General features: G+C 50.9%; 7 protein-coding genes. 5 read left to right on the top strand and 2 right to left on the bottom strand.

Translation table 11 applies throughout. The features are described 5' to 3' along the window. Positions 1-18 precede the first annotated feature (18 nt). Positions 19-1,581, bottom strand: a complete 1,563-nt coding sequence (locus JIN87_RS04185; RefSeq protein ID WP_200354271.1) for an alpha-L-fucosidase — start codon at positions 1,579-1,581, stop codon at positions 19-21. 162 nt (positions 1,582-1,743) lie between these two features. Here JIN87_RS04185 and JIN87_RS04190 point away from each other — a divergent pair, with 162 nt between their 5' ends. From JIN87_RS04190 to JIN87_RS04205, 4 genes are all read left to right on the top strand, one after another. After that, positions 1,744-2,277, top strand: a complete 534-nt coding sequence (locus JIN87_RS04190; protein WP_200354272.1) for a sigma-70 family RNA polymerase sigma factor — start codon at positions 1,744-1,746, stop codon at positions 2,275-2,277. After that, positions 2,270-3,928, top strand: a complete 1,659-nt coding sequence (locus JIN87_RS04195) for a LamG-like jellyroll fold domain-containing protein (RefSeq protein ID WP_200354273.1) — start codon at positions 2,270-2,272, stop codon at positions 3,926-3,928. The genes JIN87_RS04190 and JIN87_RS04195 overlap by 8 nt, the downstream gene beginning before the upstream one ends. 316 nt (positions 3,929-4,244) lie before the next feature. After that, complete coding sequence (locus JIN87_RS04200) at positions 4,245-5,687, top strand: sulfatase-like hydrolase/transferase (RefSeq protein WP_200354274.1); 1,443 nt, start codon at positions 4,245-4,247, stop codon at positions 5,685-5,687. Positions 5,688-5,703: 16 nt separating this feature from the next. Continuing rightward, positions 5,704-7,287, top strand: a complete 1,584-nt coding sequence (locus JIN87_RS04205; protein ID WP_200354275.1) for a sulfatase family protein — start codon at positions 5,704-5,706, stop codon at positions 7,285-7,287. Between the two features lie 58 nt (positions 7,288-7,345). On the opposite strand, the gene JIN87_RS04210 is transcribed toward JIN87_RS04205, so the two are convergent. After that, positions 7,346-11,026: a hybrid sensor histidine kinase/response regulator gene (locus JIN87_RS04210; protein ID WP_200354276.1), complete on the bottom strand. Its 3,681-nt coding sequence runs from the start codon at positions 11,024-11,026 to the stop codon at positions 7,346-7,348. Between the two features lie 402 nt (positions 11,027-11,428). Between JIN87_RS04210 and JIN87_RS04215 the strand changes: the two genes are divergently transcribed. Then, positions 11,429-14,989, top strand: coding sequence for a TonB-dependent receptor plug domain-containing protein (locus tag JIN87_RS04215; RefSeq protein ID WP_200354277.1), 3,561 nt, complete (start codon positions 11,429-11,431; stop codon positions 14,987-14,989). Positions 14,990-15,018: the final 29 nt, after the last annotated feature.

Below are 15,018 nucleotides of genomic sequence, written 5' to 3' on the forward strand. Positions count from 1 at the left end.
AAAAATAATTGGAAAATGCTATCTTGAAATTTTGAATACAGCAGCGTGCTCGAAATCGAAACCTCCTGGCACTGAAATTCTTAGCCCCTTCTGGGTAAGAGCCCAGTTTACCTGCTTATCGCTCCCAAGGAGTGATACAGATTTGATTTTCTCCTCGTACCCAGAAAAGGACTTCAGCACATAGCGTTTTTCTTCCTCATGAAAGGCGATCGCATAGACTGCATCTTCTTTGGCTGTATAACGAAACTCTTTCTCGCGAACGCGCATGCTATGCTTGGAATAGTGCACCCCTTCTTCTTCGATGAGCTCGCCCTGCGACTCACCGTAAACACCCCACGGGCGAGACGCGTAGATCGCCTCTCCATTAACATCTAGCCAACGTCCCATGTCCCTTAATCGACGTTGCATCCCCTCGGGAATCGTGCCATCCGCACGTGGACCGATGTTCAGCAGCAAGTTGCCGTTTTTGCTGACAACATCGCAAAGAAGTCGAACGAGCTCAGTAGAAGTCTTGTAAAGTTCCTGCTCTTCTTCAGCCGCCATATAGGCATAGGAAGTTCCAAGAGTCGCTGGGTTTTGCCATCGAGGGCCAATTGTTTCCATTTGCAGATTGTCCGCCTCACGACAGCCAACTCCCAACGGCCAGTTCTCGGTCTTTCCTTTGTTGTTGAAGTAAACGTCCTTTCCCCACGTTTTTGCAGCGTTCAAGTAGTCGGCAATCATTCCCTTAAACGCATCCTCGAACTTCTTGACCTGCGGACTACCGGAAGTATCACGCAAAATCGGCACATCGTCGATCCACATGAAATCCGGCTGATACTTCCGTTCCGCTTCTTTCCAGCGAGCGACGTAGTCCTCGATAAAAGCATCATCGTATTCAAACGGCCCGTACAGCGATGCAGCCTCCGGCATACGCGAGATTTCCTCCGCGATCTGATCGTGCGGTTTCGCGTGCACAACCGGCTCCGGAGTAAAGCGATTAGGATGACGCTCACGATGGTAGGAGATCCCAAAGCGCAAGCCCTCGGCACGAACCGCTTCCGCCAAATCGCCAATCAAGTCACGCATCGGTCCCTTCTTCGTAGCAGCCCAGGGCGTTAAATCGGAATCCCACAAGACATAGCCATCGTGGTGCTCTCCCGTTGGAATGACATACTTGGCGCCCGACTCCTTAAACAAAGCAGCCCACTCCTCTGGATCCCACTTCTCCGCCCTAAACAAAGGCACCATATCCTTGTATCCAAACTCAGGCGGAGCCGCGCCAAACTTGTCTGTCATAAACTCGACGTAGTTCTCCGGCTTCTTGTAGAGGTCGGAAGTGATCGCTTCGGCATAGCCGCGGTTCCGGTGCTTGTAGCCAGCGACACTGTACGGTCCCCAATGAATGAAGATCCCGAACTTCCCCTCATCCCACCACTGTGGCGGCTCAGCCTTGCGGAGCGAACTCCAATCAGCCTTAAACGCCCCGTTTGCTAGCAACTCACCAGCTAAAAGACAAACAACTGCGACAACAGTGATTAGGCGAAATGCGATCTGTGGAAACGCACAGTCAACGTTTGGGGCACGGGATATCTGACTCATAGTGATCGTTCACAACACCTTGCCACCAGGCCACAAAGCGTTTCACTATTTGCATCAATTAGTTGAGCAGCGTCCTCTCCTTCATCGCCCCCAAAAGAAGCGTTCTAATTTTTCCAAAAAAAAGAGCGAAACACCATGGAGACTGGCGACAATCAAGAGTTAATGCGCACAGACCCCAAAAAGAAACGCTCCGCATTCGCGAAATTTGTCACCGAACATCAGGCCTCTCTGAGAAGTTTCCTCAGGGTCATTGGCGTGCACCCCGACTCGGTAGACGACCTCGCCCAAGAGACCTTTCTCATAGCATTCAAGGAACTCGACCGCTTCAACCAGGACGAAGATTTCGGCAAATGGCTCCGGGGGATCGCCCGCAACCTTACTCGCAACGAGATCCGCAAGTCAGCACGCCGACAACGCATCCTCCACGAGGATTTGACCGAACACCTGCTCGCCGAATCGGAGTGCGACGCCAGCGATGGTCAATACGAAGATGTCGATTTCAGCGCCCTGAGAGACTGCCTTGAGGGCCTCCCCGAAAAAAGCAGATTACTCATCTCCGGCCGCTATGCGGACGAATGGAACTCCTCCTTTCTCGCAGACCAATACAACATGACCGCCACCGCGGTCCGACTTACGCTCATGCGCATACGCCGCCAACTCAAAGGCTGCATCCAAAAAAGAATTCAAAATGCCTGATCCGCAAACAGACAAACGCTTCAAGGAGCTGCTAGGCCTCCTGCTGGACGACGAGATCGACGCAACTGAGATTTCCGAACTCGCCAATCTGGTTAAGGAAAACCAAGACTACTCAAAAGAGCTACGCGAGCAGCTCGAGATGTCGGAGCGAATCTCCCAATACGAGAACCCAACCCGGGCCAGCAGCACCTTCTCCTACCGAGTCGAGGCCGCCGTAGATGCAGAAGAGAGCGCCGATGACTTCATAAGCAAAGTTGTACAGCTAAGCGACGAAACGGATCGCTCTAATCACCCCTCTCGCCTCCCATGGGCAATTGCGGTCGCATCAATGGCAGCCGCCATTGCGCTGCTGCTACAATTCGTCTTCACTCTGACGCCTACCGAAGAAATACGCGAAGACGTTCTGTCAAAAGTGGAAGCCACCACCGACCAAGGAATTGCGGTCGTATCCAAACTCGTGGGAAGCTTGAACCAGAATAGCTCAATCCGTGACAGTGGCGACACTGTTTCGCCAGGCGAGCTCGTCCTGGAGTCCGGTTACGCCACGCTCGAGTTCTACAGCGGAGCCCAGGTCATGGTCGCCGGTCCCGCCAAACTAGAACTCGTCGATTCCATGCGGCTTATCTGTCACGAAGGCAAGCTACGTGCCCGCGTTCCAAAGGTAGCTCAGGGCTTTACCATCGAAACGCCCGAATCCAACCTCGTCGACCTTGGAACCGAATTCGGCGTACGCGTCGATGGCGCAGGCCAAACCGAACTGCACGTTTTTGACGGGGAAGTCGAAGCTTACGACGCAAACCGAAGCCCAGCCTCAAAACGCCTCATTACCGCAGGCTTGGCCCTCAGCTTCAATCAAAGAGGTCAACACCGCAGCATTCCCGTCGAGACCTCTGGATTCAACGACCTAACTCGTATTGAAAACATGTATACTAAGAAGGCGGTGAATTTGTTCGAGAAATGGAAATCGATCAGCACATCCGCCCAACAAGATAATCGCATGATCGCCTACTACGACTTCCAACCCGAAAGCGAAGAAGATCGAATTCTCCCCAACAAATCCGCCCAGAAAGAAGAACTCGACGGAGCGATCGTCGGCGCCACATGGAGCGAGGGCCCATGGCCTGGCAAGAAGGCCCTTAGCTTCAAACGCCCGGGCGACCAAGTCCGCATTGACCTTCCAGGCAACTATGACGCCGTCACTCTTGCCGCATGGGTAAAGGTGGACGGCCTAGACCGTAGCCATAACTCCCTTCTCTTGACCGACAACTGGGAGGTTGGAGAACCACACTGGCAATTCCGCCAAAACGGAATGCTCTCAGTGGGCTTGCGCTACAGCGAAAACGAACGCAGCGGTCACCTCTCCGAGTCATTCGTAAACCTCAAGCGTATTGGGCAATGGGTACACCTTTGCACTGTCATCGACCCAAAATCGGAACAAGTCGTCCACTACCTAAACGGCAGCGTACTCAGCAAAGCAACTCTACAAAGATCGACTCCGTACAGCTTCGGTCCTTCATCAATTGGAAACTGGGGTAAACCCGCCGGCCACAGTATCCACCAAATCAGAAACCTAAACGGCAAGATCGCCGAATTGATGGTCTACGGAGCCGCTCTCGAAGAAGAAGAAGTCCAGCGCCTCGCGCTTCGTTAGGGCTTCGCTCCTCCCAGGAGGGCTATGTGTCTTCGCTTCGCTCGAGTGTCGTCATTCCATTCCTTATTACCGTCATTGCCTTGATAGTGTAGGGCTGCCGTTCACGGCACGCCGCATCACCCCTGCAACGCGGCATAGCGACAACCCAGCCTTCGCTTTTCAAGCTACGGCGGACATGGCGCTAGCCCTACATCTAAAGAAGAGAGTTGGTCTCCTCAAAAATGACACCAAGCCTGAAACAACTGCCTAAGTAGCGACAAGATCAGAGTGCAAGGAGGCCGTTCCGAAAACGCCTCATACCCCAAATAGTCCCCTTATGCACCCCCTGCTCAGACGTCTTCTATCCGCAGTCCTAGTCATTATCGGCCTTTCCGTTGCTGACGCCGCTCAAAACCAAGAGACTCCTAACGTTATCCTCATCATGGTAGATGATATGGGATGGGGAGATGTCGGTTTCAACGGCAACACTACGATCCGCACCCCTCATCTCGATGCCCTTTGCGCCAAAGGAGCTCGTTTCGAGAACTTCTTTTCAGGAGCCTCCGTCTGCTCCCCTTCCCGTTCAGCATTCATGACCGGACGCAGCCCCTATCGCCACGGAATCTGGAGCGCGAACGTAGGTCGTCTTGCCCGTCAAGAATACACGATACCCGAAGCTCTCAAATCCAAAGGATACGCCACCGGGCATTTTGGGAAATGGCATCTCGGTGTACCCAATCCTGAATACAGAGGAAAAGGTGGAGGAGATGGTACCGACACTCACTTCGCCCTTCCTCAATGGTTTTCCTATGACGAGCACTTCGTCACCCACCACTCCGTCCCGACCTGGGATCCCTATGGACCCAAAGCCGGTAACGCCGCCACCACCGGCAATCCCTATTTCCACAACGGGAAGCGTGTCACCGAAAATCTTCTGGGAGACGATACACGCATCATAATGGACCGAGCGATTCCCTTCATACAAAAAAATAGCGAACAGAAAACGCCCTTCCTTGCCGTAATCTGGCCACACACGCCACATGAAAAGGTAGTCGCCGGAACTGAATACCAAGCCCTCTATCCCGAGGCGGAGGGCAAAGCCAAACACTATTACGGAACCATCACTGCGTTTGACGACCAAATCGGCCGCCTCGTTGAGGAACTCGGCAAACTCGGGATCTCCCAAAACACGATCATCGCCTTCAGCTCCGACAACGGCCCCGAGCACAAAGAAGGTCCCGGAGAGACGGGAGGGCTCCGAGGCCGAAAGCGCAGTCTGTATTCAGGTGGCGGATGCGTTCCAGCCTTCATGGTTTGGCCAGGTCTCATCGAACCTGATTCGCTGATTGAAACGCCTTGCTCCAGTCTCGACTACCTCCCGACACTGGTCGATTACCTTTCGATCGAACGCCCCGACCAACGCCCACTCGACGGGGCGAGTTTGCTTCCAATCCTTAAGCAGGAAACGAGCAAACGCCCTACAGAATTCCCCTTTCTTTCCAAGGGTAAGCTCGCTTGGATTGGCAACGAGTACAAACTCATCACTCAGATGAAAGACGAAAGGGTCAACGCATCCGACGAGCTATACAACATAAGAAACGATCGTTTCGAAACCACCAATATCGCCGCTCAAAACCCGGAACTCCTCAAAAGCATCAAGCTCAACGCACGCCGTTTCATGCGATCAGCAAAATCAAGTTTTCAAGGAGGAGACTACGATGACCCGAATTACACGCCTTTAGGCAATTGGCTAGAGAGCAAAAAAAACAAAAAGAAGTAATTTAATTTCTAATACAATGAAGCATACCCCTATTTTTGCCATCCTTTTGGTCGCCTTCGCCTTCACAAGCTCCCTCTACTCGGATGACCGCCCGAACATTATCCTCCTTCTCACCGACGACCAAAACTTCCGTTCCGTCGGATATTCAGGCAATCCCCAGGTCAAAACGCCAAATATCGATCGGCTCGCAAACAAGGGAACCATCTTCGAAAGTGGATACACTACCACTTCAATTTGCATGGCCAGTCGAGCGCAGGTCATGACCGGAATGTATGAGTACAAAACAGGTTGTAACTTCAGCCATGGCCCGCTCACCCGCGACAAGTGGGAAAAATCCTATCCAGTAGTACTCAGAAAAAACGGATACTACACCGGTTTCGTCGGCAAGTTCGGATTCGCAGTGCGTGAGGAAGCAAGCAACTCGAGCTACCACGACAACGACGCCCTCCCTATTGACTCCTTCGATGAATGGTACGGCTGGCCTGCCCAAGGGAAATACGAAACTGCCGAGAACGAATTCGTAGCCCAATACGCAGAGAAGTATCCACATGTCACGCGCGCCGTTGGGGCCGTATCGCAAGACTTCATCAAGAACGCAGCAAAGAAGGATAAGCCATTTCTTCTTTCCGTCAGCTTCAAAGCGCCTCATGGGCCGATGTCGCCGGATCCCATGTTCGACGAAATCTATGCCGACACGGTCTGGGCCCAACCGGACAACTACGACAAGAACGGAGCAGCCCACATTCCCGAACAAGCCAAAAGCGGTCGCCAGTACCTGCATATAAATGACTTCGAGCCTCAAAACTACCAGAAGACAATGCGGAAGTACAATCAGCTCATCTATGGAATCGACTATGCCGTCGGTATGATCGCGGACGAGCTTGAGAGACAAGGCATCGAACGCGAAACGGTAGTTCTCTTCCTAACCGACAATGGATACAGTCTAGGAGCTCACGGCATGGGCGGAAAAGTACTGCCCTACGAAGAGCCAAGCCGCTCGCCCATGTTCATTTACGACCCCCGCCACCCTAATGCTGGACAAAGACACCGAGTTAATAGCGTGACAGGAAACATCGACATGGCACCCACCATTTTTGAACTCGCTGGACTCCCCGTCCCCTCGAACATGGATGGCAAAAGCCTACTCCCCTTGCTCGATGATCCCAATGGAAGTGTACATGATTCCATTCTCTTAATCCAAGCCTGGGGCAATGCGCCCACCCACTCACTGGCTGTAGTGACAGAAAACTACAAATATATCAACTGGCCGTTTTCAGAAGGAATGGAATCGCACGAGGAACTGTACCACTTGACTACGGATCGACTAGAAATGCGAAATCAAGCAGACAATCCCGAGTTCAAGAACGCCCTCGACCAGATGCGGAAACGCTACGATTCCTCTCTAGAAAAATGGAAAGCAGAATCAGTCGAAACCGGCAACTACCCGCTCTTCGCAAAGATCTACGACCGCTCACTTAGCTGGCAGGATAAGCTAGAAGCGATGGATGACCGGACACGAAGAATGTACGTTGATTGGCGAGCCGCTGACAAAAAGCTCTCCGCTCCCAAGAAAAAGAAGAAAAAGGGCAAAGACAAATAAACCTCTTCGCTGCTAACCTTCGGGCGGAAAAGTCAGGAAAACTTCACCTCCCCCTCTCTCAGCCCATACTCGCTTGAATCATAGCCACGAGCTTTTTCTGGTCGATCGGCTTTGAAAGATAGCCATCAAAGCCAGCGTTGCGAATGCGCCTTTTATCATCCTCTCTCGCATAGGCCGTTTGGGCGACAACATTGATTTCCGGATTCTGCTTCCGAATAATCTCCAATGCCTGAAAGCCATCCATCCCTGGCATTTTGATATCAAGCAAGACCAGACCAAACGAGTTTTCAGAACCGAGTATCTCAATTCCTTTTTCCCCACTAGACGCCCACGTAGTCCGTATGCCGATACGTTTCAGGGCTGCTTCGATATAGAGGTAGTTATTACGTTCGTCCTCTATCACGAGGATATCTGTTCCTGCGAGATCAGCCTGCCTTGAGCTAAAGATATCTACAGGCTCCGGCATGAACGTACCTACAGGTCTGTCGTATTCCAAAGGGGTCGAAAAAGAGAAAACCGACCCAACGCCGTATTCAGATTCCACTTCAAGAAAACCTCCCATCAGCTCAGCAAGTTGCTTGGAAATGGCCAGACCAAGACCTACGCCCCTACGTGCGGCGCTCTCGTCTTCCTTCAATTTGACAAACCGTTCGAAAATGATGTCGACCTCATCTGCTGGTATGCCGTGCCCACTATCCTTTACAGAAAAAACCAGCATATCTTCTTTACGACCAATCGAAAGCTCAACTTTCCCGTGATCAGTAAACTTGCAGGCATTGCTCAACAGGTTGTCGACAACCTGCTTGATGCGAGTCCTGTCTGAAACAATCGTCACATTTTCGGACTTCAATGAGTTTCGATAGTCAAAAGCAATCGATTTCGCCTCAAACTTTAGCCGATGCGTTCGATAAAGCTGATCACAGAACTCGTTTAGCGAAAAGCCACTCGAAGAGATCTTCATTTGATTCGCAGATAGGATAGAGAAATCCAAGATATCCTCTATCAGATGAAGCAATTGGAACGAGTTCTCTCCGATAACCTCGATGTATCCATCTCTTGAGGATTCATCTAGGTCCTTTTCTTGCAACAAGCTAGAAAACCCAATCACCGCGTTGAGCGGCGTTCGAATTTCATGCGAGAGGTTCGCAAGAAATTGAGATTTCAAACGGTCCGATTCCTCCGCCCTGTCTTTCGCAGTAGAGAGCTCACTCGTACGATTCTCAACGAGATCTTCCAGGTGATCTTGATATGCTTGTAGCTCCGCCGTTTTCTCTGTCACGAGCACTGAAAGCTTCTCCCGATCACGTCTCAAGCGCCGTTCACGGTAGCGGAAGACACCATAGATACAGACAAGAAGTAGTCCCACTACGAGAACATAAAACCAAACACGCATCCAAAAAGGCGGCGTAATCTCAATCCTGATACGAGCCTCCTTTTCATTCCAAACCTCATCATTATTGGAAGCTTTCACCCTGAAGATGTAAGTCCCTGGATCGAGATTAGTGTAGGTTGCATTCCTTTGGTACGCATCAGTATAGTTCCAGACATCATCGAACCCCTCCAACATATAGGCATACTTGTTCTGAAACGGGTACGTCATTGAGATTCCAGTGAAACCGAAACTTAGAAAGTTTTGTTCCCAATCCAAATTCAATTGGTCCAAAGCCTGCGGATGCTTGGAAATGAGCCGATTTTCCCCTACATGCCTCAACTCCTGACCGGAAAGAGAAATTCGATCAATTCGAACATTCGGTAGCACAGGATTGGGAACAAGGTCTTTCGGGTCAAAGGCGCTCAATCCATTCGTCCCGCCGAAATAGAGCGTGCCATCCCGGGCCTTACAAGAGGCATCAATAAAGTACTGGTTACCTTGCAAGCCATCCTTCTCATAGTAAGTGAACGAAATTCCGCTGCCGAGCATGATACGGCATAATCCCTCTTCCGTCCCAACCCATAATTCGTCGTCGTCGGTAACCTGGATCGATCGCACAAGGTTATCAGGGAGACCTGCTTCTGTCTTATATTCCTTCAAAAGCTCTCCGTCCTCATTATACTTCCCTACCCCGTGAAAGAAGGACCCGACGAAATAGCCTTTCGAATTCGGGTCTTGCACGACCGTACTTGGTCGCTCCAGCTCAATGAACAATTCAAAATCCTCTATTTCCTCATTGTACTTATACAACCCATACAGCCCTGTCATAAAGATCTCTCCTGACAGTTCATAGACAATGGGAGAATGCGGAAGCTGTTGTTTCCTCGGTTCAGAGAAAGATCGAACCTGATCCAAATTCCGATCAACGAGATAGACATGGTTCGATGTAGCCGCTATCCAAATACGGTCCTTTTCATCGATTTCCATATCCCAGATCGTGGTATTCTGAAACCTTGAGAGTTTCTCAGTTTGCGCAGTATCCACAAGAAACTCTCCCTCTTCCTCGATCAGGGCACAAATCCCCTTATCCCAAGTAGCTACCCAGATGCTTCCGTCGGTTTTCTGGTCGATCTTCCGAATCGTTTTGGTCGGTAAGTAATTCCGATCCTCCGGATCGACCTTTATATTCTGGAAAGTGTCTTTCCGAGGGTCATAGACACTAACTCCGCCGCCGTCAGTGCCTATAAATATTCGGCCAGACAGACCTTCGTACACGCATCCAACGACGTTGTCCGCCAGGGAGTTCATAGGGAGATAGGGATCACTGCGATACGTCCGAAAACGCGACATCTTCGGGTTGAAGAAGTCTACTCCGCTTCGCGAGGTTCCCAGCCAGAGAATTCCTTCTTCATCGGCGTAGAGTGAAAGCACTCCGTCGGAAGAGAGTCCTCTCCCTGTTTTCAAAGCCTTCGACTGGTAACTAAAGCGACGAGTCTCAAGATCCATGAGGTTTAGTCCCCCTTGATCGACGGCAACCATCAGAGTCCCCCTAGGGTACTCGAGAAGATCCGCAATATTGGTACCATTCGGTCCCGTTCCATCCTGCGCTGTAGGGAAAGACCGGACACTCAACGAATCAGGGAAGAACTCATAAAGACCATACCTTTGACTAGCGATCCACAAGGTCCCAAAACTGTCTTTAAAGAAGATTTTTTCCGAACTCGTCTGATGATCGAAAAGAGGCGTCTTCTTTACCGAGTCAGTCCTCAGATCTACCTCCCAAATGTCATTCTGACTCGTCAACAACCAAAGCCGGGAAGTGTCACGATATTGGAAATCTGTAAAAAAAACGGATTCGTTTTCATTAACTTCGGGAGAGATAGATCGGAACGTATCAGTGTTAGAATCATAATAGCTCAACTGACGATGGGTCAGGACCAAGAGACCTTCCGATTTATTTTCGGAAATCCTTACTATGAACTCACCACTCGTTGAGCTTCCTTCTTTTGAGCCTACGTAGTAATGCTCAAACGAGTCGGTCTCTTCGTCGTAACGGTTCACCCCCCTGCGGGTTCCTATCCAAATATTGCCTTCGAGGTCCCGATGAATCTCTGTCACGAAATTGTCCGACAGCGAACCGGGATTCTCCTCTTCGTTCTGATATTGCTTGATCGCGTATCCATCAAATTTCATCGCACCGCCACCTCGCGTCGCAATCCAGAGATTTCCATCACGATCTCGATGCATGTCGCGAATCAACGCGATCCCGATATCGGTTTCGAGATGATTGAAGGTCAACTGAGCCATGAGCGAACTTCCCCAAAAGGAAAGCAGCACTACAATGAGGACTCTGGGATACTTGATCATTAAGCTCACAAATCGCCCACAACTTTAACCGAGCTACTAACTCGGTCAAACCCCAGGTAAAAATAGACCTCTAACGGGCCACCAGGCAGCCTAATGCAAGATCCAATATGTTAAGCGTTAAATGGATACATATCCGATCAGCTCTTCTCCTCAGCACAAAGCTTGAAACAAGTTAGCGCCCAAGCAGGCGCTAAACACACTCGAACGCACGTACCTCAAAAAAAGCCACTAAACATCAGATTTCCTGAAACACACCCAACCTTGAGGACAAAGCACCTACAAATACCCCGCTTCGACCAGACAAGCAACTAGCCCCCAATTCCCCGTCCCGTCGGACTCGCTTGGACTCCTGCTAACCGGTCAAAGCTGAACGACTACAACCCAGGTCAAAAAATACCGACTATGTACATTCATCGACGAATCGACCGAAAGGCATCTCATCTGCTTTGCGCTTTCCTCTCGGCCTCACCCTTTGCGCTTGCCCAAGCGCAAAGCGACGAGGAAGACGAAATTTTCGAGCTCTCTCCGTTTACGGTAGATGGCTCCGAAGACCAAGGATACTACTCCTCTAGTTCACTCGCAGGAGGACGCTTATCCCAAGAACTCAAGAACACAGGCTCCTCTGTTGAAGCAGTTACCCAAGAGTTCATGGACGACTTGGGAATCACTGACATCGAGGAACTTCTCCAATACACGACCAACACCGAAGTGGGTGGTATTCTGGGAAATTTCACAGGTGCCGAGTCAGATATCGAAGGCGGTTTCAACACCGACTCCGCTCGTAGGAACCCTGACGCTACCAGCCGTATTCGCGGTATCGGATCTGCAGATCGTACTCGGGATTACTTCAAGACAGATATTCCCTTCGATTCCTATATCACGGGTCGTATCGATATTAATCGTGGATCGAACTCCTTCCTCTTTGGCCTAGGATCGCCAGCCGGTCTTGTAAATAGCACTACAAAACGTGCGACCTTCAACAACGACAACGAAGTCAAGTTCCGCATAGGTTCGGGTGGCGAAAATCCTTCGTGGCGCGCCAGCGTAAACTTCAACCGAGTCGTCCTTGAAAACAAGCTCGCAGTCCGCGTGGCCAGCCTTGTCAACCGTACCGAATACCGTCAACGCCCAACCTTCAAGGACGATGATCGTTTATTTGCGGCCATAACGTACCAACCTTTTGGAGACAGCAAAACGGTTCTGAGAGCAAACTTCGAAACAGGTGAAATAATAGGCAACGCCCCTGACACCGTCCTACCGCAGCACTCGCTCGACACTTTCCTTAACAACCGCCTCTCCATGAATGTTCTCGAAAACATGCAGGAGTACGGCAACGAGAAAGGAGTGCTCGCAGGTTCCGATCAGATAGGCATGACCGGCACGGCCAATGGCTACGCCTTTGTCTACGACGGCGTCAACGGCAACATGCCGAGCTTCGCCTATCAGCCAAACATCGTTAAGAGCTATTACCTTCGGGCAAAAAAGAAAAAGAACGGGCAGATCAAAACACCCGGAGATCCATTCTGGGATCCCGATGGCACCACCAACGGCGCGCCCGTTATGCTCACCTATCAAAACGCCCGGCTTGGTCGCAAAGGCTGGAGGAATCAAGGTTTCACAAATCTGGATACATTCGACTTTAGCAAATACCTCCTAGGCGGCGAAGGTGACTTCTACACCCGGGACTTCGATGCCTACAATTTCGCCTTCGAAAAACTGCTCTGGGATGGGAGAGCCGGTTTCGAACTCGCTTACGACAAGCAGACAATGGACAAGGACAATATCGCTGGTATGAATGAAAACAGCGGTCTCGTCACCATCGACATCAATGAGACCCTCAACATTCCCTACCTGGATTCAAATGGTGAATACATACTTAACGACGACGGGAACCCACAATTGACTCCTAACCCAAATTTCGGGCGTCCAATGTTCGTCTCTAAGGGCGAGACAGGTCGCAAGCCGGAACACAACGAGAAGGATACCATCCGTCTCACCAGTTTCGTAAAGATCGACCTGGAACAGAACGACAACTGGACCAAATGGCTCGGAAATCACACGGTCAGTTTCCTCGTCGACGACTATCAGGAAGAAGCCAGCAAGTTTTTGCTCAGCCGAAACAGTTTCGGCGAAGGTTTCGATCCCGGACTTCACCTTGGAGCCCCAACGCTTGGATCGAACAAGCGTATGTTGCCTAGCATCATCTACCTCGGCGATCCAATCCCTGCCGCAGCTTGGGATACGAACTCAGACTTCTCGATCGGAGACTTCGAGTTTCAACAAGCAAACGCCCTGATAAACCTTCCCGACGGATTCTCCATGCCAATCAACTACTGGAACGTTGGAGCAAAAACGAAGGCCGAAGGCGACGAATCGTGGCAGGAAGCGACACTCGTTTCAAAATACATCTCCGGCTCTCCGCGAGGCGGCTCACTCGTACGACGCACCGAAGCACGCTCATACGCACTAAACAGTCAGTCTTTCTTTTTCGACAAACATCTCGTTCTTAACCTCGGTTATCGTGAAGACTACATCGACAATTGGCTGAACACATCACCACCAAAGTCTGGGCCTGACGAACTGCCGGATGTATCACCAGAAGCATTCATTCCTGAAAACGGCATGTTCACTGAAATCGAGAAGAGCCCTTCAAATGACGGAGTATTTGGCGGCGGAGTCGTCCTACACCTTCCTAGCAGGTTCAACCCGTTCGGTGAAAACTCTGACGTAAGTTTCCACTACAACCAGTCGGATAATTTCGTTCCAGACACCAGCCGCTCCGACCAATACGGCACGTCCATTGCACCCCCCGAAGGGTACAGCAAAGACTACGGCGTAAGGCTCTCCCTCTTCGATCGTAAACTCAATGCCCGTTTTAACTGGTACGAGTCCGCTATGATTGGCGAAACGAGCAGTTTGAACGCACTGTTCAATCAGAACATCACCAACATGTTCAAGGTGTATTCAGAGGCGAATGAGCAGCTTTTCTTCCTCGACGCGGATTCGGATGGAGCGATCGACCAGACAATACTCGACGAGATCGAACTCGGCGAAGACGAAACAATTGAACAAGCGATCGAGCGCTTGTATCCAAATTTCGCTGCCGCTGGAGACGCCCGAGATGACATGTACGACCTACTGCAAACAGGGTACTGGCAAGCGAAAGAGGAAGCCGGTCGTTTGACCGTCAATCCTGATGGTTCCGTCAGCAATCTTTGGCTACAAGGGATCACCGATACACAAGATATCCGAGCAAAGGGCTTTGAAGCGAAGATCACCTACAACCCCACCAAAAACTGGCGCATGATCTTCAGCGCCGCGAGACAAGAGACTCGCCTCGACAACATTGCGCCAAACCTAACCGCCATGCTAGAAGAAGAATGGTTACCGTTTCTCGAGGACCACGGCTCTCTCAGCCTAGTCGGCCCAGCAGGACCTACTCCTGTTCCTTCAGAAGGCCAAACAGTTTCCGGCAACTCAATAGAAGGCAGAGTCACCAACCGTCTGGTGGATTACTACGCGACGAAGGGACAAGAAGGGCTACCCCGCAACGAAGTCAGAGAATGGCGTTTCAACTTCGTCACCAACTATAGCTTCACCGATGGTAAGCTAAAAGGATTCTCCATCGGGGCCGCGACACGCTGGCAAGACGAAGCGGCCTTGGGGTATCCCTTGATCGAAACGCCAGTCGACACGGGAGAGGGCCTCACACCAGCGGTCTTGCTTGATATCGACAACCCCTACTACAGCGATGCGATCTTCTCGCTCGATGCTCATATGGGTTACAAGCGCAAGCTCTTCAACGATAAGGTTAATTGGAGCATGACCCTTAACTTCAAGAACTTGACAAATCTTGATAGCGACGAAGTAACCACAGTTAGCGTACAGCCAGACGGCTCCGCAGCACGTGTTCGCTTCGATCCACCGTTCCAGGTATTCCTCTCCAATTCTTTCAAGTTCTAGAAAATTGAGACCTAGAACTAAGTTGTAGC

Source organism: Pelagicoccus mobilis (assembly GCF_016595505.1).
GTDB classification, from domain to species: Bacteria; Verrucomicrobiota; Verrucomicrobiia; order Opitutales; family Opitutaceae; genus Pelagicoccus; species Pelagicoccus mobilis.